This window comes from Yersinia sp. 2540 StPb PI (assembly GCF_052217165.1).
GTDB classification, from domain to species: domain Bacteria; phylum Pseudomonadota; class Gammaproteobacteria; order Enterobacterales; family Enterobacteriaceae; genus Yersinia; species Yersinia enterocolitica_E.
The window spans coordinates 191,187-216,082 of the sequence record NZ_JAZGQC010000001.1; the positions used below are offsets into that span (position 1 = coordinate 191,187).

Genomic DNA, 24,896 nt, shown 5'->3' on the forward strand with positions numbered 1-24,896 from the left:
TCGCGGTTTAATCATGGCTTTACCCTTATGACTTCGGGTTTGCATAAATAAGATAATAGTTTGCAAGTCTATCACTTTCCCCTGAACAGCAACACGCGCACGATGCTGGTTTCTATTGTGAATTCAGTCAACAAAGGTTTAACGTTTCCCCCACACAGCAGTCGTAGGTAGAATAGCGATTAACTCTTTTATTCAGCGCTGCAATACTGGCTCAACTTTCAAGCAAAGCAATCTATGGCAAAACGACCTACAACACGATCGACAACCCAACGGCCTAGCGCAAAACCGGCAGCGGGGCAGATCCGCATCATTGGTGGCAAATGGCGAGGCCGTAAATTGCCCGTGCCTGATAGCCCAGGGCTACGCCCAACCACTGACCGGGTCAGAGAGACACTGTTTAACTGGCTGGCACCGATGATTCAGGGTGCCCGGTGTCTGGATTGCTTTGCGGGCAGCGGCGCATTGGGGCTGGAAGCGCTATCCCGTTATGCCGGTGTAGCCATATTATTAGAAGCCGATCGGCATGTCGCCAAGCAACTTGGCAGCAATCTGGCATTATTGAGTGCCGAGAATGGTCAAGTAGTGAATACCAATTCTTTGCAGTGGCTGGCTCAACCGGGGCAGCCTTTTGATCTGGTATTCCTTGATCCCCCTTTCCGTAAAGGCTTGTTAGCTGAAACCATCACACTGCTGGAGCAATATAACTGGCTGGCAGAACAGGCTTGGATTTACGTTGAAGCAGAGGCTGAAAGTGCCGCTGCGGATGTTCCCGGCAGTTGGCAGTTACATCGCGAGAAAATTGCCGGTCAAGTGGCCTATCGTCTCTATATTCGTAATGAACAGACTCACCAACACGCTGTATCAGCGGAAGAACTGGAGCAACACCATGTGGATTAATCTCGGCCGGTTATTGATGTTAGGGGTATGGTTTTTCTTACTGCTAAACCTGTTCCAACCCTTCCCTAAACCATTGAGATACTTTATTAATGTCGCCATGATATTTATGGTTTTGATGCATGGTTTGCAACTGGTTCTACTCAAATCCACACAACCTAAAGATCAACCGATCAGTGGCTTACAGCAACTTAAAATCTTTGTGTTCGGTGTCTTTGAATTACTGGCCTGGCAAAAGAAGCAACCATCACTGCCTAAAAAATAAACTTATCTGTCGCCTGCAACTTCAAGTCTATTGGATATACCTTGGTTGTAGCGGCAAATTGTTGATTGCAGGCTGACTTATTTGGCGACAGATTTAGTCGGGGACTGACGTCGGGGTAAAACCAATATAGCGGGAGCCTTGTAAACGTAACGTTCCCTGTGCGCCTTGTACAATAGTATTGTACGCCTGCTGTGGCAGTATCATTTTGATTTCACGGTTACTTTTCACCTCAATACTACTGATAAGCGGCTGGAAAGTAACTTCATAGCGTTTTTCTTCTGCAACAATTTCTTCGCGCTGCCGTGAGCGACGATTGGGCGCTAATACTTCTCGTTTATTAATGACTTCAACGTGTAAACTGCGCACCAGCGCTCGGTCATTTTCTGTATCCTGCCGTTTTTTTTGCCAATACTGACGGGTCGCCAATACGGCTATCAGTACCACCACAGCAATCAATAATAACGGAGGTTTATTCATACACTATCCATCAGGACTTATTGCCCGGCAGATAGGGGAAACTCATCACATTACTGCCCAATTCAGAGATCCGAGCGCTGCCCTTTTCCGTTACGGCATCGATACGAATCACCGAATGAAGAGGAATATAGCTGCGGTTAACACCTGAAAATTCTGTTTTCAGTTTTTCAGTTGAAGGGTCCACCAGCAATGTTGATTGACTATCAAAGACAAAATCAGCAATTTCAATAAACCCAAACAAGTTACTCGGGCCTACCTCACGGACATAGAGCTGATAATTCTTACCGTTATTTATAAATTGAATACGATAAAGCAATTGTTCATTGGCCATGGCGCTACTGCCTCTATCCCTTGATTTAGCGAAAGGAAATTGGCCTTAACATAACATGTGGACCAAACAACACCAAGATCTCCGCTGGCGGATGGTGCCGCTAAATCTGATTATGCGGACTGTTACGCATTAAGTGGCACAAATCATGCAAATCACAATAGCGTCGCTATCGCTCTTGGCTTCCATCCCTTACACTTGATGAATGTATACTCGGAGTCATTAGCATTACGGATTATCATTACAACACAGGTACTTTCACTGAAACCTGCATAGAAAAAAGGATAAATAATGAGCTGGCCATTCCTTGCCGTATTTTTTTCTGGTTGGTTGTTTGTTGATGCAACTTACCGAGGCCCACGCTGGCAGCGTTGGGTATTCAAACCTGTCACCCTGTTACTTTTACTGTTACTTGCCTGGCAAGCACCTATTCTTGGTCCTGTCGGCTATCTCATTGTCTTGGGCTTACTTGCGACTCTGGTAGCTGATGCATTATTACTGCTACCCAGTGAGCGCTTACTTTATGCTCTGGGCGCATTCTTCCTTTCCCATTTACTCTATACCATCAGTTTTGCCAGCCAGATGACATTCACGCTGTTCTGGCCTCTTCCGTTGGTTTTGATCGTGATTGGCACATTACTGATAGCCACTATCTGGACACGGCTGGAAGATATGCGCTGGCCAGTGATCGCTTTCGTTGGCATGACGTTACTGATGGTCTGGATGGCGGGCGAGCAATACTTTGCCCGCAGTACAGATTTAAGCTTCTCTCTGCTGGCGGGTACGGTGTTACTGCTGGTTTCGCATAGCATTTGGCTACTGAATCGCTATCGTTTTTCATTCCGGGCTTCAGATGCAATTGTCGCTGGCTGCTACTTTGTCGGGCATTTCCTGATTGTCCGGTCGCTGTATTTGTAATTAAATCAGTACCACAATACGTTTTTAGCCGTTTGAGCTGCGTGCTCCACCGAAGGGGCACGCATTTCAATGCGCTGGATACGCTCACTTTAGTCATACCCTGCCATGTAGCAAAAATCCCATTTAGCAATTACTCTCATTTCCCTCTTGACTCTGGAGTTGACTCCAAGGTGTAGAGTGCTGCAATACCTGTTACATGCTTTCCAGGAGGCACCATGCATTCACATTCTGAACATCAGCATCCAACGGATACACACAACAACTGTGGCTGTGGTCACACTCATGCCAAACAACAAACCGGTTGCAGCAGCCAGAAAAAAACCAGTGCCAGCAATGACAGCCCAGACTCAGTGAGTGAACACTCACATAATGATGGGGGTTGCTGTAGTCAGGGCCAAAGCGATGAGGGTGATGACGAAAGTGACATACTCGCGCCAGCGATACCTTCAGATAGCCAGCGCTTCAGTTGGCAGGTCAAAGGGATGGACTGCCCAAGCTGTGCCCGAAAAATTGAAAATGCCGTCAGTAATCTGGTCGGGATTGAAAATGTAAAAGTCCTCTTTGCCACAGAAAAATTAGTGGTTGATGCACGCACAGATATTCGCCCTCAAGTCGTGAATGCAGTCACTCAGGCTGGATTCACTCTGGTCGATACCCAATCAAGCGCAGGAAGTAAAGCCGCCGCGCCAGAATCACGCCTGCGCGAATACTTACCTATCGCATTATTAACCACACTGATGCTTATCAGTTGGGGGATCTCGTTATTCAGCCTTGAACTAAGTGAGTTTGCCTTCACTGCAACCACCATTGTCGGGCTGATCCCGATCACCGCCAAAGCCTGGAAGCTTATCCGCTCTGGGACTCCCTTCGCCATTGAAACCTTGATGAGCGTGGCAGCTATCGGGGCGATGTTTATTGGCGCAACCGCTGAAGCGGCCATGGTATTACTGCTGTTTATGGTCGGCGAACTGCTCGAATCTTATGCCGCAAACCGTGCACGCCGTGGGGTAACTGCCCTGATGGCACTGGTGCCAGAAGAGGCACTGTTGTTAAAAGACGGTGAGCGTAGGCAGGTTCCTGTCGCCAGTTTGCGCCCCGGCGATATCATCGAAATCTCGCCCGGTGGCCGCTTACCCGCAGATGCCGAATTAATGACCCCTTTTGCCAGTTTCGATGAAAGCGCCCTCACCGGAGAATCTATCCCTGTTGAGCGTCAGCAAGGCGAAAAAGTTGCGGCCGGGAGCTTATCGGTCGATCGCGCCACTGAAATGCGAGTTATCTCAGAACCGGGCAATAATGCTATTGACCGTATTCTGCAACTAATTGAATTAGCAGAAGAACGCCGTGCACCCATTGAGCGTTTCATTGACCGCTTCAGTCGTATTTATACGCCAGCGATCATGCTGCTTTCAGCGCTGGTCATGTTAGTACCGCCTTTGGCTTTCGCCGAACCTTGGGAAACCTGGCTGTACCGCGGCCTGACACTATTACTGATAGGTTGCCCATGTGCGTTGGTTATCTCCACACCTGCGGCAATTACATCTGCATTAGCGGCGGCAACCCGCCGTGGTGCATTGATCAAAGGGGGAGCAGCACTGGAGCAGTTGGGCCGAATTCAAACGGTTGCCTTTGACAAAACCGGTACCCTGACCGAGGGCAAACCTAAAGTTACCGATATTCTGCCTATATCCGGTGTGAGTGAAACCCGCCTGTTAGCATTGGCCGCCGCCGTTGAAGCTGGTTCCCACCATCCGTTAGCGATCGCTATTATGCAACGCGCACAGCAAAACACCCCAATATTGCCACTGGCGAGTGAGCGTCGAGCTCTGGCGGGGGTGGGCGTTGAAGGTGTGGTTAATGGTCTGACGGTGCGCGTCAGCGCCCCCAGTAAGTTGCCCCCACAGTTATTGACTGCTGAGTGGCAAACACAGCTCGACCAGTTGGAAAGCAGCGGTAAAACAGCCGTCGCCGTGCTGGAAGATGAAACGCTAATTGGTTTATTGGCATTACGTGACACGTTACGAACTGATGCCAGGCAAGCCATTGATGCGCTGAAGAAGTTAGGTATTCAGGGGGTGATGCTCACTGGCGATAATCCACGAGCCGCAGCGGCAATTGCCGGTGAATTGGGGATTGATTACCGCGCCGGATTACTGCCCGCCGATAAAGTGCAAGCGGTTATGGCATTGAATGCGGCACAACCTACGGTGATGGTCGGTGATGGCATCAATGATGCTCCGGCGATGAAAGCAGCCAGTATTGGTATTGCCATGGGCAGTGGCACCGATGTGGCATTGGAAACAGCCGATGCCGCGTTGACCCACAACCGGTTAACCGGATTAGCAGAAATTATTCTGTTATCACGGGCGGCCAACGCCAATATCCGCCAGAACATTACTATCGCACTGGGCCTAAAGGGAATCTTCCTGGTTACCACACTACTGGGGTTAACCGGTCTCTGGTTGGCAGTATTAGCAGATTCCGGTGCTACCGCCTTAGTAACAGCCAATGCGTTACGGCTACTGCGCAAGCGGGATGTTTGAATCAAGCATCGGTTCTGATAATTGGGGCAGAGGCGGGTGTTACTGCGCTTTTGCCCCTTTCTTGACCAAATACCGATACGGCGTCTGCCCGGTATCTTGTGCCAACAACTGATGGTCCATAAAACGGCAAAAACCAGGAATATCGCGGGTGGTGGCAGGGTCGTCAGCAATAATCAGTAGAGTTTGGCCATCTTCCATGTGCCGGACCGTTTTTCGCACCATCATCACCGGCTCAGGGCAGCGCAGGCCCAGTGCATCAAGTGTTTTGTCTGGATTGGCAAAAATATCGGTCATGGTGAGTCTCTTGTTGGTCGTTATGGGTTTGCTAGCAGTATAAAGATAAAATATAAGCCTGTGTGCGAAGGCGGATAGTTTACCCCGTCGATTTTTAGGCGCAAGCGACGCTAACGTTTGCGTTAAAATTAGCCATTGCATTCGTTGCGCAAACGCGTATTATGCCGCCGCGTCGCAGAAATTGCGGCACATTCTGTTTGGGTTCCCTCACCCCAATAACCAAAAAGGTCACATTTATGTTTTCGTTTACTGCCCAACAGCGGATGACCGCTTTGGTATGGCTGTCGCTATTCCATATTGTCATCATTACCTCCAGCAACTACCTGGTGCAATTACCGATCGCTATCTTCGGTTTTCATACCACCTGGGGCGCTTTTACTTTTCCGTTTATCTTCCTTGCCACTGACCTGACAGTGCGGATTTTTGGTGCTCCTTTGGCGCGCCGGATCATTCTGTCGGTTATGGTGCCAGCGTTGCTGATTTCATATCTGATTTCAGCCCTGTTTTATCAGGGGAGTTGGCAGGGGTTACCGGCATTAACCAGCTTTAATTTGGTGGTAGCCCGTATCGCGATTGCCAGCTTTATGGCCTATGTACTCGGCCAGATTCTGGATGTTCAGGTATTTAACCGCCTGCGTCAGCGCAGTGCCTGGTGGGTTGCCCCTACTGCTGCCATGTTCTTTGGCAATATCAGTGACACCATGGCGTTCTTCTTTATTGCGTTCTATCGCAGTACTGACCCATTTATGGCTGCAAACTGGGTAGAAATCGCTTTGGTGGATTATAGCTTTAAGCTGCTGATCTGCATGTTGTTCTTCCTTCCTGCCTATGGCGTGATGCTCAATGTATTGCTGAAATATTTTGCCCGACAAACCGAACAGCAAGCACTAAAGCAGGCTACTGCCACTGAACAATAGATTGCTTTTAGCGTCTGAATAAGGTGCGATAAGGCTATACCCAGATTAGTTGGCGTTGCAGGGGTGTCACTAACCCCCTGTAAGTTCAAGTAACAAGGGGATATTAATCATCAATAAAGGGATTCCCATGCATAAAATAACCAAATTTCTTGCTGTCGGTCTGTTGGTTGCAGGATTAAGTGCTTGTGATGGCAACAGCAATAGTAACGTGGGCCAACCGGTCAGCCTGCTGGAAGGCAAAGTGGCCTTCAGCTTGCCGGCAGACTTGTCTGATCAAAGCGGAAAGATGGGCAATCAAGCGAATAACATGCACGTTTACGCCAATAAAACCGGCGATAAAGCAGTTATCGTGATTTTAGGTGATAACACCAATGAAGAACTGGAAGTGCTGACAACGCGTTTAGCAGACCAGCAACGCGCCCGTGATGCTAACCTGCAAGTCGTCACCAATAAAGCCATTAAAATTGACGGACAACCGTTCCAGCAGTTAGATAGCATTATTACCAGTGGCGGCCAGAAAGCCTATTCGTCCGTGTTGATGGGTAAAGTCGATAACCATTTGATGACAATACAAATTACGCTGCCCGCAGATAATCAGCAGCAAGCTCAGACTGAAGCCGAATCGATTATTAGCACGCTCAAGCTAAAATAGTATTCCTTAACAGAGCGCGGCTCATCAGCGCTCTGCCTGCATTATCCTATTCCAAAATTAAGCTAAAGCCTGTGCCAATAAAGTGATCGGATGTTCGCATTTTTTGCTGGTCGACATTTCAATCTGCCACTTACAGGTTTCGCAATCGGTAATCACCAAATCAACCCCACTCTCCTCGATTTGCTGGAACAGTGAGGCACCAATCCCTTGCGATGTTGCGTAGTTCTCTGATTTAAAACCATAAGTTCCGGCAATCCCGCAACACTGCGAATCCAATACCACCAGCTCAATACCGGGGATACGCTGTAGCAAAGCCAGGGTATAGGCCGTCCAGCCCATTTTCTCCATATGGCAAGGTGTGTGATAGGCAATACGCAACGGCGTATTGTTTGCCGAGAACAGCGCTTTCAACGGTAAGTCGCGGCCCTGATCCAATAAGCGGTAGAGATAGCGTGTCGCCAACTCCACTTTGTCGCGCACGGGGGCAGTATCAACATCTAACAAGTGTGGATACTCATCACGCAAGGTAAAGGTGCAACTTGATGAAGTTGCCACTACCGGGATATCCCGCCCGATAACCGCATCAGTCAGTGATTCCAGATTCACCCGTGCCTGTTTTTTCGCCTGCTCAATAAATCCATTAGCAATCAGTGGTACGCCACAGCATTTTTCCCGTTTAAGTAATTGAACGCCAATGTTCATCGCATTGAATACACTGACTAAATCTTTACCTAACTGGGGATGATTGTAATTTACGAAGCAACCATGGAAAAATGCCACTTGTTCGCTATATTGCTGCTGTTTTTCAGCCTGTTTACGATACCAGCGGCGAAAGGTACCAAACGAGTATTTTGGTAATTCACGCCGATGATCAATTTTCAGCGCTTTATCCAACAAGGCACGCACCGGTTTCAAACCGGTGACCGCATTCACTACCGGTGCAAACGGTGTTGAGAGGGTACCCATGATATCGGTATGACTGAGGATCGCATCGCGCAGTTTGGGTTTATTGCTGCTGTAACTGGCTTTCGCACGTTGGATGATGTCGCCGATTTTAACATCGGACGGGCATGCCACTTCGCAACGTTTACAGTTCGTGCAATATTTCAATGCATCGTCATACAGTGCCGGATCTTTCAAACGTAAGCGCTCACCATCAGGGCCAGCCTGCTTCGGCCCCGGATAAAGCGGGTTAACCTTGGCGACCGGGCAATAAGTGGTGCAAACCGTGCACTTAATACAACTTTCAAAACTGTTATCCCGTGCCAAGTGTTTATCCTGCGGCAAATGTTGATTCTGAGAAAAAGTGTTGCTGTCTCCGTTCTGCGGTAACCACGTCATAATGTCACCTCCATTGCGTTGACAATCTGCTCTGCAACAAACAGTGCGCTGGTTAGTGAAACCCCTGCGCCACAGCCTTGTTGCAACGGATCGTATCCCCCCAGTACCGCACCGATAACATGTAGATTATCCAGTGCAATACCCCCACGTAGCGCCCGTAACCGGTTATCAGTGTTAACCCCAAATTGCAGATAAGGCTGGGGCGCAAACATATTGCTGCGGCTCCAGTCGGCACGGTTCGGTAGCGATAAAATATCCAGATCCAGTATCGGTTCGTAAACATGCTCAAAAGTGGCCACTAACCCATTGCTGAAGAAGCTACCGCTGGCCAGCACCATCTGGGCGGCACGCAACGGAATATCGCCATGGTTACGGCTATAAAGCCCGGTAATCCGGTCCCCCACCAGCTCAGCACGTAATACCGCATCACCGGGCATGATAATGCCCCCCAATTGCTGGAAGCGATGGCGCAGAGCCTGATGTAATCGCATACCAAGTAACGACGGTGGTAGCGTCGGCAGCAGTTGAATGGGTTTCCCGACCGCGGCTCGCAATGCTTCCAGTGGCGCAGACACATCCAGCCCGATACAAGCTGGCAGTAAAATCATTTCTGCTGCTGATGACAGACGGGATAACTCATCCGCCAGCGGTTGCAGGTTTTCTGGTAAATCCAGCACACGAGCAATATTGACCGCACGAAATTCGCTAGGGTTATCCCGCAGACGATCAAGCGCCGGTAAATGCAGATAATCTGGCGTCGCATCAACACCCTGCTCTTGTAAGGCGCTGGCAACCATTTGTGGTTGGAAATCGAGGAAACCTTCAATACCAATTACCGCGACTTTTTGCCACGGCAGCGGGCCTTCCAATGGCGCAACCGGGATATCCGCCGGGCTGAGCCAGGTTGGTCGGCAACTGCCCAACGGCGTAAGCCGCAGATGGTTCTTCGCCGCGCTGCCCACAAATTTCAGGCCGCACCGCTGTAACAGGGATTCAGCTTCTTGTGCTAATTCACCCACTTGTGCCACTTGCCCCATCTTGCTATAGGGGTGTTCAGGCGCTAATTCAGCCAAGGTCGCGAGTGCGGATAACGGCTGGCTGACTGCCTGCCCATCCGGTAATTTTGCCAATAGATCCAAAGAGCCGGAGGAAAAGTGCAGCGCATTTTGCCCGGCGCTGACAATCGCACAATATTTGCCTTGCTCAGCCAGGCGGATACCGCACGCCAGACCAGCCAAGCCACCACCGATGATAATGACATCAAATTTCATCGTGTTTCTCCTGAACGTTGGCCGCAGACGGGGTGTCATCCAGACCACACAGCCCTTGATAGACCCAATGCGTAAATTCACTCTCCCGCAAAGCATCACCCCAAGCTATCGGGCGCACACCTTTCCAACGCTCATTAAGAAATTGCACCAGCTGTTCACGGGATTGCTGCGGCGTGGTCACTTTAAAGCGGCTGAGTAAACCCGCGGCCCGGCAGGCACAGAGTTCACCCTGACAGGTCCCCATGCCAACACGGGTACGACGACGTAAATCCAGTAGGTTATTGACCGATAGCGATTCAATCGCATAGCGCACTTCGCCGGCAGTCACTGCCTCGCATTCGCACACCAGGCTGTTATCCAGACGGTTTCCGGCCAATAGTTGTGTCGCGCGATCCCCATGGCGATAAACCGCTGAGCCACGAATACTGGCAGGCAGAGAAATGACTTTGCTAAGAGTTTGCTCCGCTGATTGCTGTGAACCGGGTAGTGGCGCTTGGGCGGTGGTACAGGCTGCGGTAATACCTAATTTTTCACACACTTTATCTGTTGCCCACTCAGCCATCAGACGGTAGGTCATCAGTTTGCCACCGGTAATGGTGATAAAACCTTCCAGACCATCGCGGTTAGCATGATCCAGTAACACAATGCCACGGCTGACATTACGCCCCGACGGGTCATCATCACTGGCAACCAGCGGCCTGACACCGGCGTAAGCACGTAAGATGCGCGTTTGCGCCAACTGGGGTGAAAGTTTTGATCCTTCGCGGATTAAGGTATCCACCTCTTGTGCCGTTACTACCATATTATCGATTTGATCGTATTCAATATGGGTTGAGGTCGTCCCGATCAATGAAATGGTGTCGCCCGGGACCAAAATGTCAGCATCAGCCGGTTTACGACAGCGGTTGATCACCATGTTGTTGATCCGATGACCCAAGATCAACAGAGCACCTTTTGCCGGAAACATGCGGATACGAAGATCAGCATATTCAGCAATATGTTGCCCCCAGATCCCCGCAGCATTGACCACTATTTGTGCATGAATATCATACTGGCGCTGATTCTTATGATCGAAAACGCGCACGCCGCTCACCCTATCACCGTGGCGTAGCAAGCCAATAACTTCGTGATAAGTCAGTACATTCGCACCGTGCTCGCGCGCATCCAGCATATTCGCGGCAGTTAAACGGAAGGGATCGACGGTACCATCTGGCACGCGGACGGCAGCAATCAACGTCGGATTAGCAGCCGGCTCCAGCCGTAAGGCCAGCTTTGGATCAATGGCTTCGGCCTCGATACCGGCGTCCTGGCAGCGCGCGATAAATTGCTGCTGATATTCCAGCGAGTCTTCCGGCAACGTGATAAACAGGCCATCCGTTTGCTCAATACAATGGCGTGCAATACGTTTCAGAATACGATTTTCTTCAATACATTCGCGGGCAGATTCGCCATCAGTTACCGCATAGCGTGCGCCGCTGTGTAGCAAGCCATGGTTACGGCCAGTCGCACCAGTGGCAATGTCATGCCTCTCCAAGAGCGTACAGGCTAAACCACGGCGAGCGCAGTCACGGGCAATCCCGGCGCCGGTCGCACCACCACCAATGATGATGACATCCGTTTCTGTGTAAGGAGAACTGTTCGTCATGAAGGACCCCACATTATCAGACAGCCGCCTGGCGGCTAATTATGCGTCTATTGGGCCACAATCTTTAAGGTTATTGTTTGATAAGGAACAAAAACGAACGAAAAACGAAAGCAATGTGGTGTTTAAAAACCATGATTGTGATCAAAGTCACAGGTAATTTGTCATTGTGGGTTTCAAAATGTTAACCAATCGCTCAAAATTGCCGCCGCTTTCATATAACTGTAACAAATGAGCCATCACTCACAGATAAGTTATGCGAATTTATCTAGCATGGCGCTCGTTATGGAACATAAACGACAGCAAGTTAGCCGTTTAACTACCGGGTAGATACCAGGCTATACCGGGGTCAAAAACTACAAAAAAGCCATCGGAGGCACTCATGTTGAGTATTTTTAAGCCCGCGCCGCATCAGGCCCGGCTTCCAGCAGAACAGATTGATCCCACCTACCGCCGCCTACGCTGGCAAATCTTTATGGGCATCTTTTTCGGTTACGCCGCTTACTATCTGGTGCGTAAAAACTTTACTCTCGCCATGCCGTATTTGATCGAACAAGGGTTCTCTCGCGGGGATCTGGGGTTCGCGTTATCGGGTATTTCTATTGCCTACGGTTTCTCAAAATTCATCATGGGTTCGGTTTCTGACCGGTCTAACCCACGGGTATTCCTCTCTGCCGGTTTGATTCTCGCCGCCGCCGTGATGCTGTTTATGGGCTTTGTGCCTTGGGCAACATCCAGTATCGCCGTGATGTTCGTGCTGCTGTTCTTATGTGGCTGGTTCCAGGGTATGGGTTGGCCGCCATGTGGCCGTACCATGGTGCACTGGTGGTCGAAGAAGGAACGCGGCAGTATCGTGTCAGTCTGGAACTGCGCCCATAACGTCGGTGGTGGCTTACCACCATTACTGTTCCTGCTGGGGATGGCGTGGTTTAACGACTGGAAAGCCGCACTCTACATGCCTGCTTTTGGTGCCATTCTGGTGGCATTGATTGTCTTTGGTCTGATGCGTGATACCCCTCAATCCGTGGGCTTGCCGCCGATTGAAGAGTACAAAAACGACTATCCAGATGACTACAGCGAAGAAGCAGAAGAAGAACTGACTGCTAAACAGATCTTCATGCAATACATATTGCCCAACAAACTGTTGTGGTATATCGCGATTGCTAACGTTTTTGTTTATTTACTGCGTTACGGCATCCTCGACTGGTCACCGACCTACCTGAAAGAAGTGAAACACTTCGCACTGGATAAATCCTCATGGGCTTATTTCCTGTATGAATACGCTGGTATTCCAGGGACGCTGTTGTGCGGTTGGATGTCCGACAAAGTGTTTAGAGGTAACCGCGGGGCTACCGGTGTGTTCTTTATGACTCTGGTGACTATCGCTACCATCATTTACTGGCTGAACCCGGTCGGTAACCCAGGTATCGATATGGCCTGTATGATCACCATCGGCTTCCTGATCTATGGCCCGGTAATGTTGATTGGCTTACATGCGCTTGAATTAGCACCGAAAAAAGCAGCAGGGACCGCCGCGGGCTTCACCGGCTTGTTCGGTTATCTGGGCGGCTCGGTAGCAGCGAGTGCCATCGTCGGTTATACCGTGGACTACTTCGGTTGGGACGGCGGCTTTATGGTCATGATCGGCGGCAGTATCTTGGCTGTTCTGTTACTGATCGTTGTGATGTTTAGTGAGAAAAAGCATCACGCAGAGCTGGCTAGAAAACAGGGCTTATAAGTTCATCTAGTTACGTTTTTTCAGGCTGTGTCGTTATTGATGGATTTATAGCGACATAGCCTTTTTCATACCCTGAGATTGATAAATGGAGCACTATCAATGCAAACCCACATCAAAACCCTGTTGGCGAGTATTATTCTGGCATCCTCAGTTACCGGTATGGCGCAGGCCGCCGAGCAGTCATCAGTAGTCACCAAACCGTCGGCAAGCAAAGTTGTCATCGCACACCGTGGTGCCAGTGGTTATCTGCCGGAGCATTCACTGCCCGCTAAAGCCATGGCCTACGCGCAAGGTGCGGATTATCTTGAACAAGATTTGGTGATGACCAAAGATAATGAGTTGGTGGTTCTGCACGACCATTATCTGGATCGCGTGACCGATGTGGCTGAGCGCTTCCCCGATCGCGCACGCAAAGATGGCCGCTATTACGCCATTGACTTTACGCTACCAGAAATTAAATCACTGAAATTTACCGAAGGCTTTGATATTGATAAAGACGGTAAGAAAGTGCAGAGCTATCCGGGCCGTTTCCCGATGGGCAAATCTGACTTCCGTGTACATACCTTCCAGGAGGAGATTGAATTTGTTCAAGGTTTGAATCATTCGACCGGTAAAAACGTTGGGATTTACCCAGAAATAAAAGCACCGTGGTTCCATAAACAAGAAGGGAAAGACATCTCAACCAAGGTGTTGGAAGTACTGAAACAGTACGGTTACACCACCAAGGGCGATAAAGTTTATCTGCAATGCTTTGATGCCAATGAATTAAAGCGCATCAAAAACGAGCTGGAACCGAAGATGGGTATGGACCTAAAACTGGTCCAACTGGTGGCTTATACCGACTGGAATGAAACCTACGAACAGAAGCCTGATGGCAAATGGGTCAATTACAGTTACGACTGGATGTTCAAGCCAGGAGCGATGAAGCAAGTAGCACAGTATGCCGATGGCATCGGCCCTGACTACCATATGCTGGTGGTTGAAACCTCTACGCCGGATAACATCAAGCTGACCAATATGGTCAAAGATGCGCATGCCAACAATATGATGGTTCACCCATACACCATCCGTGCGGATAAGCTGCCGAAATACGCGACTAACGTCAATCAGCTATTCGATATTATCTACAATCAAGCACAGGTTGACGGGGTGTTTACTGACTTCCCGGATCAAGGTGTGCAGTTCCTGCAAAAACAGGGGCAACACCAGTAAGTTGATGCTCTGAGATAACGGAATAAACCAGTGGCGCAATTATGTTTAATGCGCCACTTTTTCGTTTACGGCAAGTTGCATTTACTTCTATAAATCAGTTACTTATCTGTACCTAAAAACATCTTACGCAAATAGTGTGGAACAGCATCATCGGCGTTTGAACCTATCACTTCCAGATTCGGTAACATGTCTTTTAGCCGTTGATGCGCATCACGCATGATGCAGCCTTTGCCAGACATCGACAGCATTTCCAGGTCATTCATACCATCACCAAAAGCGATACATTCTTTCAGTGAATAACCGATAATTTTGGCAACTTGATCTAGCGCATGCCCCTTAGAGACACCGCCGCCCATCACTTCCAGACAGGTTGGGAAAGAAAAACTGACATTAACTCGATCGCCCCAACGTGCATTGATGGCTTCTTCTAAAATCAACAACTTGTCATGATCTTCACAGGTGAAGTAAACCTTACACACACCATCGGTTGGCAGTAATGCAGGTTCAAATACCTGATAATTAAATACCGACTCACGGAAAAATTCTTTCTGTGCCGGGCTTTCACGGTTCATAAACCATTCGTCGTTCAGATAGACGTTGGTCAGGATATCCGGGTTATGGTGCTCAATATTGTACAAATCACGCGCAATATCTGCATCAAGGTTATGACTAAAAATCAGCTCTCCCGCCGTGTTGTGCACCCGTGCGCCGTTGGAGGTAATCATAAAGGCACTGATTTCCAAGCTATCGCGGATTTGTGCCACATCGATATGATGGCGACCAGTGGCAAACACAAAATGCACGTCGCGCTGCGTCAGCAACTTGAGTGTTTCTTTGGTATATGGCGTTAAAAGATGATCAGGTGATAGCAGGGTGCCATCTAAATCGGAAGCAACAACATGATACATAGCGGTATGTTCTAACCTCTGGTGGCGTCGGAGCCATAATGGCCGACTGATGATTGATGTTGCGCGAAAAAGCGCAATATGGCGCTCAGCGCCTCGGCACGAAGCTGGTCCCGCTCGAACAGGATCTCATGGCGTGCACCTTGAACTCTCTTAGGTTGCCCCCCTTCGCAAGGGTGTCCTGCCAAAGTCATTGCCTGAGAAAAAGCATCATGAGCCGGGTTATGTACTACCCGATCCTCACTGGCTTGTAATAATAGAACCGGCGTGGTTATCTTTTCTGCTTGCGCGATGATTTGCTCGCCCACCAGCAGACTTTCTCGGATCCAATGATAGGTTGGCCCACCAAGACGTATTTCCGGTGTATCCGCATATTGGCGTAAATAGCGGCGATATCGCTCACGGCTATGGGTTAACACATTGACCAGATAGGGCAGTGGCCGCCACTGGCCGGTACCAATAGCATAATAGTCGCGCAGCGTTTGATACCTTTCGGCCCAGTCGACAATGCGGTGAGCCAGCCAGCCGGGCATCGGTAAGTGGATACCAAACATCGGAGCACATAATGCTACCGCATTAAACACATCCGGTTCTCTGGCCAGATAACGCGTGAGAATTGCCCCCCCCATTGAATGAGCCAGGGCAAATCGCTGCTGATAATGGCTATCAGTTATTTCGCGCTGCACTAACTGCGCAAAATCCTCAATATAATCATCAAACTTAATCACATGACCACGGTTACCATCCTCAAGCAAGCGACCCGACCGCCCTTGCCCACGATGATCCAGCACTATCACATCATAGCCTTGCTGAAACAGATCATAAGCCACTTCAGGATATTTAACGTAACTTTCAATGCGGCCGGGCACCACCACCACCACTCGAGTGTGTTGTGGTGCACGAAAGCGGACAAAGCGAATCGGAATATCATCGACGCCGATAAACTCATCCTCATCTCGCTGTTGCCAAAAATCTAACAGCGGCCCGTTAACAAAAGCAGCAAACTGCTCTTCACGCATTAACCAGCTATTGTCTAACGGCATAGCGTGGCTCGATATAGCATGACCTTGTAAATCATGACTGATGACATCCTTTGACCGGAATTGCTCAATGTTCAATACACCTGATATTCTGGTAAACCCAGTCGTTCTGTGAGCCATAGCACAACTATTAGCAATAGAGTATTGTGGCATAAATTTATGCATTCAGGGAGCTTTGCCGATGACCTTAGACTGGTGGTTAACCTATCTACTGACCACATTGATCCTCAGCCTGTCCCCTGGTTCTGGGGCCATTAACACCATGAGCACCGCTATCAGCCACGGTACGCGCGGGGTTGTAGCCTCAATTTGCGGACTGCAATTGGGATTAGCCGTGCACATTGTATTAGTTGGCGTGGGGTTGGGTGCACTGATTTCACAATCCTTGCTGGCATTTGAAATACTAAAATGGCTTGGTGCGGCTTACTTAATCTGGCTTGGGATTCAGCAATGGCGCGCTGCCGGTGCGCTGGATCTGCATGCGCTAGCCAACAGTATGCCGCGGCGAAAACTGTTTAAACGCGCGGTGTTTGTTAACCTTACCAACCCAAAAAGCATCGTTTTTCTGGCGGCATTATTCCCACAATTTGTGCTGCCACATCAACCGCAAGTGGCGCAATATCTGATTCTCGGCACCACCAGCGTGGTGGTTGATATTATTGTGATGATTGGTTACGCCACCCTTGCCACCCGAATTGCTGGCTGGATTAAATCACCACAACAAATGAAATTACTGAACCGGATATTTGGTGGCTTATTTATGCTGGTAGGCGCGTTATTGGCAACCGCCAGAAAAGTGTAATGCTAATTCAAACAAATGATTACCCAACCGGCATCATCTGCCAGTTGGGGCATTAATTAGCGCGATAAGATCAAATGGATACCAAAACCGGCAAACAGTACTCCCGCCAGCCCATCAATCCATTTTGATAAACGCTGATAGCCACGGCGCATCACCGGCAAGGCAAATACGCAGGCGACAATAGTGAACCAGACGAAGGTTTCACCAACAATCAGCACGAACAAGCCCCAGCGCGCACCCGCACTGACGTCATCGCCGACAAACAGTGAGAACACACTGCCAAAATAGATAACGGCTTTCGGGTTCGACAGATTAGTCAGGAAGCCGCGCAGGAAGGTCCGACCACGGGCGGGTAGTGCAACTTGAACCTCCCCCTCGCTACCATGACGTTTGGCTCGGGCAGATTTCAGCAGTTGCCACCCCATCCAGCACAGATATAGCCCACCACCGACCATAATAATCTGATGTAACCACGCCATTTTCTGCAAGATAAGGTTCAACCCCATCAGCGCCACACCAGCCCAGATAACAATTCCCAGCGAGATCCCGACCACCCCCATCATCGCCTCACGGCGCGAACGGCTGGCGGCGGTTTGCGAGACAAAAAAGAAATCCGGCCCTGGGCTCATTAATGCAACCAGATGGACCAGCGCAACGGTAAGGAATAGCATCAACATGATAGATTCTCATATACCCTGCGAACCGAAAATCGCAGGGGCGTTAGCGAAAGGCGACCGGTTAGTCGTCGTTGTTGTCTACATGGTCGCGGATCATCGCCATAAACGGCGCGCCAAAACGCTCCAGTTTGCGTTGCCCAACACCATTGACGCTCAACAGCTCGCTGGCAGTAATCGGCATCTGTTCCGCCATCTCCAGCAAGGTAGCATCGTTAAACACCACATAAGGCGGAATATTGCCTTCGTCAGCGATAGATTTACGCAACTTGCGCAATTTGGCGAACAACTTGCGATCATAATTGCCGCCATAAGATTTTTGATTAGCGCTACTGCGCACTTTCAGGCTCTGAATACGCGGCACTGCCAATTGTAACGGCAATTCAGCACGCAGAATCGGGCGAGCGGCCTCAGTCAGTTGTAACGCTGAAAACATTGCGATATTTTGGCTCAGCAACCCGAGATGGATAAGCTGGCGCAATATACTGACCCAGTGTTCGTGGCTTTGTTCGCGGCCAATCCCATACACTGATAACTTGTCATGACCCATTTCACGGATACGCTGGTTATTCGCCCCGCGCAACACCTCGACAATATACCCCAGACCAAACCGCTGTCCGACACGATAAACACACGAGAGGGCTTTTTGTGCATCAGCCAGCCCATCGTAGCGCTTCGGCGGATCGAGGCAAATATCACAGTTACCACACGACTGCTGTTTACCCTCACCAAAATAGTTGAGCAGCACCAGACGACGACAAGTCTGCGCCTCGGCAAAAGCGCCCATAGCATTTAATTTATGCCGTTCAATATCTTGCTGTGCCCCTGCAGGTTTCTCTTCCAGACAGCGACGTAACCACGCCATATCCGCCGGATCGTACAGCAACACGGCTTCAGCAGGCAGGCCATCACGTCCGGCACGGCCGGTTTCCTGATAATAAGACTCGATAGTGCGCGGGATATCAAAATGCACCACAAAGCGGACGTTGGGTTTGTTAATCCCCATACCAAAGGCCACGGTCGCGACCACCACTTGCAGATCATCGCGCTGGAATGCTTCCTGCACCTGCCCCCGACGCTCATTATCCAGCCCGGCATGGTAGGCCGCCACACTTAAGCCACGGCTCTGCAAACGGGCGGTGGTGTCTTCCACTTTTGCCCGGCTGTTACAATAGATAATGCCACTTTTGCCACGTTGGTCTTGCACAAAACGCCATAATTGATCGAGCGGTTTGAACTTCTCTACCAAGGTGTAACGGATATTGGGGCGGTCAAAACTGCTGACTTGAATCAGTGGCTGATCCAGATTAAGCAGACGAACAATATCCCCCCGCGTCGCGTCATCCGCCGTGGCAGTGAGCGCAATAACCGGTAAATCAGGGAAACGTTGCTTTAACTGGCCTAGAGCACGATATTCCGGGCGGAAATCATGACCCCATTGAGAAATACAGTGCGCCTCATCCACCGCCAATAAAGCCGGCCGCCACTGATACAATTGATCGAGGAAACTCTCCATGACCAAGCGTTCTGGGGCAATATACAACAGCTTAATCTGACCGCTACGGCAACCGTCCATCACGGCTAACTGTTGTTCACGCGTTTGCGATGAGTTTAAGCACCCCGCACCAACGCCGTAAGCCAGCAGTTGGTCGACCTGATCCTTCATGAGCGAGATCAACGGAGAGACTACCAGCGTCAACCCATCCGTCACCAGTGCCGGAATCTGATAACACAAGGACTTACCACCACCGGTAGGCATCACTACCAGACAGTCTTGCCCTGATAGGGTGGCGTTGATAATTTCCTGTTGTCCGGGCCGGAATTGCTGATAGCCGAAAGTATCTCGCAATACCTGCACTGCCAGTAATTCCCTATTTATCACTGCTGCGGTCGACACACTCTTCCCCAACTATAAGATCTGCACAGGCCGGTTAACCGGCCTGTGTCTGAAACTTTTCTAACGCCGGATGACGTTAAAGGACATCGTTTAACATGATACCCACACCCACCCGTGTTTGCCTAAAGTTATAGTCAATCATTGACTCACCATAGCCACTGAACACTTGGGTATAGAAACGAACATGCTTGGTGATAGGATAGCTCCAGCCCATTTCTGCGCCGCCATAACCGGTATTCCAGTTATAATGGCCATCCACGCTGAATACACTGTCACCCAAGGCATAACCGACTTTCAGACGATAATAACCCATGTATTTATTGATATCCGGGTTGTCATCTTTCTCGTCGCTTTCTGGCAGACGATACCAAGGCTTCAAGTCAATTTCTAAATTGCCACGCTGTGCCATCACACGGGTGTAAACACGGTCCCAGCTACGTGAGGTTGGATCCGCTTTACCGTTAGACTGGTGGTTATAACCAAACTCTACTTCACGGAAAGTCCAGCCCGCCAACTCGTAATCAGTTGCCCATGCCAGGAACAGTTGCGGTTCATAGTTTGTTTCGCGGAATGGCGAGGACTCATCACTATTGGATGCCTGCCACCAAGAACGTTGAGTATAAGAAGCACCCAGTAATGAGTTATCACCGGCAATACCACGCCAAATAGGGAAACCTAAACTCAGTTGGAATTTAACTTCATCTCTCTTGGCATTTTCAGCCCAATCATAAGAGCTAATAGCATCTTTATTGATATTACTGGTATAGGTATATAACAGATAGTTTGTTTCATATGGATAAAGCAGAAACGGATTATCGTGATCCTGCAACATTGCCGCAATAATACTACCACGCACCTCAGGTGCATCATGAATCTTCTCAACCGTTGCAGCTTCTGCCTGTGCCAACGTTGGCACCAGTAACAGCGCTATCAGTATCCGCCAAAATCTTCCCATTATTCCCCCATCACCTTACGGATTATTTCTATTTGTAATGAAAACAGCTCATTCTACACACAAATGTTATCTGAGATTAGTGTTGTTTATATTTATGGCTTAACGGCTGGAAAACAACAAAGCAGAAGCATAAAATAAACAATTCGTTAACTTACACTATGATTGCTTATCGGCAACCAAGAAGAGAATAGGGAAAAATGCCAGCAACAACTTTAACGTTAGAGGATGCTCGCCGCATGATTGGCGAAGTATTTGTGTATCACATGCCATTTAACCGTGAGCTTGGTCTGCGATTAACCCGTTTCGAGCAAGATTACGCCGAGATTGCTTTCGATAATAATGACAAGTTAGTTGGCAATATTGCACAACAAATTTTGCATGGTGGCGTTATTGCCGCAGTGCTGGATGTGGCTGCCGGACTGGTGTGCGTTGGGAATAGCCTGGTACGCCATGAACCGCTCATTAAAGAACAATTGCAAATATATCTGGCTAAAATGGGCACTATCGATCTGCGTGTTGACTATCTACGCCCCGGCCGCGGCAAACATTTTATTGCCAGCAGCAGTATTTTGCGCAGTGGCAATAAAGTGTCGGTTGCCCGGGTTGAGCTGCATAATGAAAGCCAAATGCACATCGCTAGCGCAACGGCAACTTATCTGGTTGGCTGATTTACCCGTCAGCGGTGATGATTCGTAACGCGAAGTTAAGTACACTCACCGCATCTCCTTTCTTGTCCCGAGCTACACCATGGATAAACAACGAACCCGTCAGGGCATTTTATTTGCTCTGGCAGCCTATTTTATTTGGGGTATTGCCCCAGCTTATTTCAAGCTCATCCAGCAGGTGCCGGCTGATGAAATTTTGACTCATCGGATTATCTGGTCATTTTTCTTTATGTTGATCCTGCTAACTGTTAGCCGCAATTGGCCACAGGTACGCAGTGCCTGTAGAAACGGCAAACGCCTGTTATTGCTAGCAGTTACTGCTGTGTTGATTGCCAGTAACTGGCTGTTGTTTATCTGGGCGGTAAACCACAATCATATGCTGGAAGCCAGTTTGGGCTATTTCATTAACCCGCTAGTAAATGTGTTATTCGGCATGTTGTTTCTGGGTGAGCGTTTTCGTCGCATGCAGTGGGTTGCGGTGGCATTAGCGTTCGGCGGGGTATTGATTCAATTATGGCAGTTTGGCTCGCTACCGATAATCGCCCTGGGACTCGCGATAAGCTTTGCTTTATACGGTCTGATTCGTAAAAAACTCGGGATAGATGCCCAAACCGGCATGCTGGTGGAAACTATGTGGCTATTGCCGATAGCAGCGGTGTATCTGTTCTTTATTGCCGATAGCCCAACCAGCCACATGAGCACCAATGCGTGGTCGCTTAACCTGTTATTGGCAGCAGCCGGGGTGATTACCACTATCCCGCTACTGTTCTTCACCGCCGCCGCCACTCGCTTAAAACTATCGACATTGGGCTTTTTCCAATACCTCGGGCCAACGTTGATGTTTATTCTGGCGGTAACCTTCTACGGCGAAACCATTGGCAACGATAAAATGGTGACTTTCGCCTTTATCTGGGCGGCACTGTTGCTGTTCACATTGGATGCGCTCTACACCCAACGTAAGCGCCGCGCCTAGATATCAAGCCGACAAAACATGCCCGGTTACTCATCGAGTTATGATATTGATAACCAAAGAACTTGAAGTTGCAGGTAGGCTGCCAGTGAACTCATCCCGATGAGCTTACACAGTCAAGTGATTCGGGTGCGTGAACGCAGCTAACACCCCTGCAGCTTCAAGGGCGAAGGTTAGGTTAGAGCCAGTTCTTGCGCTTGAAATAGAGATACGGTGCTAAACCCGCGATAATCATCAAACTGATCGCGCCCGGATAGCCAAATGACCAGCGCAATTCCGGCATAAACTCAAAGTTCATCCCGTAGCTGGATGCCACCAGTGTTGGCGGCAGGAACACCACCGATACCACCGAGAAGATCTTGATAATCCGGTTCTGCTCGATATTGATAAAGCCCATTGCTGCCTGCATCAGGAAGTTAACCTTCTGGAACAGGGATTCATTGTGTGGCAATAGGGATTCGATATCGCGCAATACCTCACGGGCTTGCTCCAGTTGACCACTCGGCAAGCGGGCTTTACGTACCAGGAAATTCAGTGCTCGCTGGGTATCCATCAGACACAAGCGCACTTTCCAGCCGATATCTTCCTGTTCCGCTAAGGTAGACAACGCGGCGTCATATTCATCACCTTGCTGCCCTTCCATAATGACGCGACTTAAGGCTTCCAAATCGCTATAAATGTTTTCGATTTCATCGGCTAGCTGCTCAATTTTGGTTTCGAACAGATCCAGCAACAGCTCATAGGCATTGCCATCAACCAGTGTTTGGTTACGCGCCCGCATCCGATATAAACGAAAAGCCGGTAACTCGCGCTCACGCAGGGTATACAGGCGACCATCACGGATGGTAAATGCCACGGTTGAGTTACCCGCATGGTCTTCAGCATCTTCATAATAGAAGAAGGAGTGGATATGCAGGCCATCCTCATCTTCAAAGAAGCGAGCGGAAGCCTCGATGTCGTCCAACTCTGGCCGGGTCGCCAGGCTTTGCCCTAACTCAGACTGGACGCGTTCGCGCTCCCCTTCTTCCGGTTCAACTAAGTCGACCCAAATTGATGAGGTCAGATCATCTGACTCATCTGATTCATCCAGCTCCAAACGGGATAAGCGATTGTTACTTAATTTAAATGCGCTCAGCATGTGCCAAAACTCCCTTGCGGTGATGGATAGGGATAACGCATTGAAGCACAGAAACAGCGAGGTATTGAGAAATACTCTATGTTTCAGACCATAAGGAGATCTGACTCACAGCGACGGCTTAGCGGGGCCGCTGACAACCACGAAGGCTATCAGCAAATATGAGGATAGCCTTAGAAGTTGCACCATATGAACAGGTTATTGAGCCAGTATCTACTGGGTGTGTCCAAGGCGAATGTCCTCATCAAGAATAGTGCGCGCATGTTACGCCGAGAAGAAAAAGACTGTCAACCGGTTAAAAGTAGTTAATAGCTGAGCTTTATTTTTAGTTGTTACGGACACAACAGGCGATAACACATCTTGGCGGCAGCTATTTGGCATGAACTGGCTAAAAAGCAAAAAAAAACCGAAGCCAACATCGACTTCGGTTTTGTGTATCCTGCATCTTCATTTAGCCAAAAACCGGCAAAATTCACAAAACAGGCTTTCCCTTTGGTATTGGCAAAATATCAACGCTTTATATTTTTAAACTGTTTGGTGGTGTCCGTTAGTGCAATTTCAGTCGGCAGACGTTCCATCGAACTGGCACCATAAAAACCGTCACATTGCGGGCAGTTATCCATAATGTATTGGGCATCTTCTGGTGAGGAAATTGGCCCACCGTGGCACAGCACAATGATATCTTCACGTACCGCTTTTGCCGCCGCAGCCCAGTCATTAATCAGAGGCACACAGTCCGCCAGTTTCAGTGCCGTGTCCGCACCGATGTTACCGCCAGTCGTCAGCCCCATATGTGGCACAATAATGTCAGCACCCGCTTGTGTCATGGCAACCGCATCGGCGGCACTGAAAACATAAGGGGTGGTCAGTAAATCTTTTTCGTGAGCCAGGCGGATCATATCCACTTCCAAGCCATAACCCATGCCGGTCTCTTCCAGATTGGCACGGAAGTTACCGTCAATTAACCCAACGGTTGGGAAGTTCTGCACGCCAGAAAAACCCAATGCTTTCAATTGGTCCAAAAAGTGATCGAACTGACAGAATGGGTCAGTACCATTCACTCCCGCCAGCACTGGCGTATTTTTGACTACCGGCAGCACTTCTTTGGCCATATCGACCACGATTTCATTGGCATTCCCGTAGGCCAGCAAACCTGCCAGCGACCCACGCCCCGCCATACGATAGCGGCCTGAGTTATAGATAACGATAAGATCAATTCCACCAGCCTCTTCACATTTAGCTGACAGCCCTGTGCCCGCACCGCCACCGATAATCGGCTCACGGCGGGCAATCATTTCCCGAAATTTGGCTAAAATGGCCTGGCGTTGAAATTTTGGCATATGTTTCTCCACGAATAAAAT

24 protein-coding genes are annotated in these 24,896 nt (G+C 49.4%); 11 read left to right on the forward strand and 13 right to left on the reverse strand.

The annotated features are described in order from the left end of the window. Positions 1–234 precede the first annotated feature (234 nt). Positions 235–897 carry a 16S rRNA (guanine(966)-N(2))-methyltransferase gene (gene rsmD, locus V1956_RS00845; RefSeq protein ID WP_442824726.1) on the forward strand — a complete coding sequence of 221 codons (663 nt, stop codon included), beginning with the start codon at positions 235–237 and terminating at the stop codon, positions 895–897. Next, positions 887–1,159, forward strand: coding sequence for a DUF1145 family protein (locus V1956_RS00850; RefSeq protein ID WP_032906890.1), 273 nt, complete (start codon positions 887–889; stop codon positions 1,157–1,159). The genes rsmD and V1956_RS00850 overlap by 11 nt, the downstream gene beginning before the upstream one ends. 93 nt (positions 1,160–1,252) lie before the next feature. On the opposite strand, the gene V1956_RS00855 is transcribed toward V1956_RS00850, so the two are convergent. Both V1956_RS00855 and V1956_RS00860 read right to left on the reverse strand, forming a co-directional pair. Next, the gene (locus tag V1956_RS00855) at positions 1,253–1,636 is read right to left on the reverse strand and encodes a DUF2500 domain-containing protein (RefSeq protein WP_372560053.1); all 384 of its coding nucleotides are present in this window, start codon (positions 1,634–1,636) and stop codon (positions 1,253–1,255) included. Between the two features lie 10 nt (positions 1,637–1,646). Beyond that, on the reverse strand, positions 1,647–1,967 hold the full coding sequence (locus V1956_RS00860; RefSeq protein ID WP_083161953.1) for a DUF1820 family protein: 321 nt from the start codon (positions 1,965–1,967) through the stop codon (positions 1,647–1,649). A 288-nt stretch (positions 1,968–2,255) separates the two neighbouring features. Between V1956_RS00860 and V1956_RS00865 the strand changes: the two genes are divergently transcribed. Both V1956_RS00865 and V1956_RS00870 read left to right on the forward strand, forming a co-directional pair. After that, positions 2,256–2,882 (forward strand): lysoplasmalogenase, encoded by a 627-nt coding sequence (locus V1956_RS00865; RefSeq protein ID WP_442824727.1) that lies wholly within the window; start codon positions 2,256–2,258, stop codon positions 2,880–2,882. Between the two features lie 215 nt (positions 2,883–3,097). After that, positions 3,098–5,425, forward strand: coding sequence for a zinc/cadmium/mercury/lead-transporting ATPase (locus V1956_RS00870; RefSeq protein ID WP_442824728.1), 2,328 nt, complete (start codon positions 3,098–3,100; stop codon positions 5,423–5,425). Positions 5,426–5,464: 39 nt separating this feature from the next. Here the strand turns inward: V1956_RS00870 and tusA are convergent, their stop codons facing one another. Further along, positions 5,465–5,719 carry a sulfurtransferase TusA gene (gene tusA, locus V1956_RS00875; protein ID WP_372560055.1) on the reverse strand — a complete coding sequence of 85 codons (255 nt, stop codon included), beginning with the start codon at positions 5,717–5,719 and terminating at the stop codon, positions 5,465–5,467. A gap of 236 nt (positions 5,720–5,955) precedes the next feature. Here tusA and V1956_RS00880 point away from each other — a divergent pair, with 236 nt between their 5' ends. Together V1956_RS00880 and V1956_RS00885 are read left to right on the forward strand one after the other, a co-directional pair. Then, a complete protein-coding gene (locus V1956_RS00880) occupies positions 5,956–6,636 on the forward strand; it encodes a 7-cyano-7-deazaguanine/7-aminomethyl-7-deazaguanine transporter (RefSeq protein WP_372560056.1) in 681 nt (226 codons plus the stop codon). 127 nt (positions 6,637–6,763) lie between these two features. Continuing rightward, on the forward strand, positions 6,764–7,288 hold the full coding sequence (locus tag V1956_RS00885) for a DcrB family lipoprotein (RefSeq protein ID WP_083161941.1): 525 nt from the start codon (positions 6,764–6,766) through the stop codon (positions 7,286–7,288). A gap of 57 nt (positions 7,289–7,345) precedes the next feature. On the opposite strand, the gene glpC is transcribed toward V1956_RS00885, so the two are convergent. The 3 genes from glpC to glpA are packed head-to-tail and all read right to left on the reverse strand — an operon-like array spanning position 7,346 to position 11,545. Further along, complete coding sequence (gene glpC / locus V1956_RS00890; RefSeq protein ID WP_372560057.1) at positions 7,346–8,629, reverse strand: anaerobic glycerol-3-phosphate dehydrogenase subunit GlpC; 1,284 nt, start codon at positions 8,627–8,629, stop codon at positions 7,346–7,348. Then, on the reverse strand, positions 8,626–9,900 hold the full coding sequence (glpB, locus tag V1956_RS00895; protein ID WP_442824729.1) for a glycerol-3-phosphate dehydrogenase subunit GlpB: 1,275 nt from the start codon (positions 9,898–9,900) through the stop codon (positions 8,626–8,628). The genes glpC and glpB overlap by 4 nt, the downstream gene beginning before the upstream one ends. Further along, positions 9,890–11,545, reverse strand: a complete 1,656-nt coding sequence (gene glpA / locus V1956_RS00900) for an anaerobic glycerol-3-phosphate dehydrogenase subunit A (RefSeq protein WP_372560059.1) — start codon at positions 11,543–11,545, stop codon at positions 9,890–9,892. The genes glpB and glpA overlap by 11 nt, the downstream gene beginning before the upstream one ends. 379 nt (positions 11,546–11,924) lie before the next feature. On the opposite strand from glpA, the gene glpT reads away from it, so the two are divergent. Continuing rightward, positions 11,925–13,280, forward strand: coding sequence for a glycerol-3-phosphate transporter (gene glpT, locus V1956_RS00905; RefSeq protein ID WP_005187993.1), 1,356 nt, complete (start codon positions 11,925–11,927; stop codon positions 13,278–13,280). Positions 13,281–13,379: 99 nt separating this feature from the next. Then, positions 13,380–14,492, forward strand: coding sequence for a glycerophosphodiester phosphodiesterase (glpQ, locus tag V1956_RS00910; RefSeq protein ID WP_372560060.1), 1,113 nt, complete (start codon positions 13,380–13,382; stop codon positions 14,490–14,492). 98 nt (positions 14,493–14,590) lie between these two features. Here glpQ and yigL read toward each other — a convergent pair whose 3' ends face one another. Both yigL and pldB read right to left on the reverse strand, forming a co-directional pair. Beyond that, on the reverse strand, positions 14,591–15,400 hold the full coding sequence (yigL, locus tag V1956_RS00915; RefSeq protein ID WP_372560061.1) for a sugar/pyridoxal phosphate phosphatase YigL: 810 nt from the start codon (positions 15,398–15,400) through the stop codon (positions 14,591–14,593). Between the two features lie 11 nt (positions 15,401–15,411). Beyond that, on the reverse strand, positions 15,412–16,440 hold the full coding sequence (pldB, locus tag V1956_RS00920) for a lysophospholipase L2 (RefSeq protein WP_442825771.1): 1,029 nt from the start codon (positions 16,438–16,440) through the stop codon (positions 15,412–15,414). Positions 16,441–16,618: 178 nt separating this feature from the next. Here pldB and rhtB point away from each other — a divergent pair, with 178 nt between their 5' ends. Further along, positions 16,619–17,239, forward strand: coding sequence for a homoserine/homoserine lactone efflux protein (gene rhtB, locus V1956_RS00925; RefSeq protein ID WP_005188003.1), 621 nt, complete (start codon positions 16,619–16,621; stop codon positions 17,237–17,239). A 56-nt stretch (positions 17,240–17,295) separates the two neighbouring features. Here the strand turns inward: rhtB and rhtC are convergent, their stop codons facing one another. The 3 genes from rhtC to pldA all read right to left on the reverse strand — a co-directional run bounded on the left by rhtC (position 17,296) and on the right by pldA (position 20,765). Beyond that, positions 17,296–17,916, reverse strand: a complete 621-nt coding sequence (rhtC, locus tag V1956_RS00930) for a threonine export protein RhtC (protein WP_372560063.1) — start codon at positions 17,914–17,916, stop codon at positions 17,296–17,298. 61 nt (positions 17,917–17,977) lie between these two features. Then, positions 17,978–19,810, reverse strand: coding sequence for an ATP-dependent DNA helicase RecQ (gene recQ / locus V1956_RS00935; RefSeq protein ID WP_372560064.1), 1,833 nt, complete (start codon positions 19,808–19,810; stop codon positions 17,978–17,980). A gap of 76 nt (positions 19,811–19,886) precedes the next feature. Beyond that, positions 19,887–20,765, reverse strand: a complete 879-nt coding sequence (gene pldA / locus V1956_RS00940) for a phospholipase A (protein ID WP_083161924.1) — start codon at positions 20,763–20,765, stop codon at positions 19,887–19,889. Between the two features lie 197 nt (positions 20,766–20,962). On the opposite strand from pldA, the gene V1956_RS00945 reads away from it, so the two are divergent. Together V1956_RS00945 and rarD are read left to right on the forward strand one after the other, a co-directional pair. Then, positions 20,963–21,433, forward strand: a complete 471-nt coding sequence (locus V1956_RS00945) for a thioesterase family protein (RefSeq protein ID WP_372560065.1) — start codon at positions 20,963–20,965, stop codon at positions 21,431–21,433. Positions 21,434–21,512: 79 nt separating this feature from the next. Further along, entirely contained in the window at positions 21,513–22,403 is an 891-nt protein-coding gene (gene rarD / locus V1956_RS00950; RefSeq protein WP_083161919.1) for an EamA family transporter RarD, read from the forward strand. A gap of 175 nt (positions 22,404–22,578) precedes the next feature. Here rarD and corA read toward each other — a convergent pair whose 3' ends face one another. Both corA and V1956_RS00960 read right to left on the reverse strand, forming a co-directional pair. Then, the gene (gene corA, locus V1956_RS00955) at positions 22,579–23,538 is read right to left on the reverse strand and encodes a magnesium/cobalt transporter CorA (protein WP_005188027.1); all 960 of its coding nucleotides are present in this window, start codon (positions 23,536–23,538) and stop codon (positions 22,579–22,581) included. A 506-nt stretch (positions 23,539–24,044) separates the two neighbouring features. Next, positions 24,045–24,875: a phosphoenolpyruvate hydrolase family protein gene (locus V1956_RS00960; protein ID WP_083161917.1), complete on the reverse strand. Its 831-nt coding sequence runs from the start codon at positions 24,873–24,875 to the stop codon at positions 24,045–24,047. Positions 24,876–24,896 lie beyond the last annotated feature (21 nt).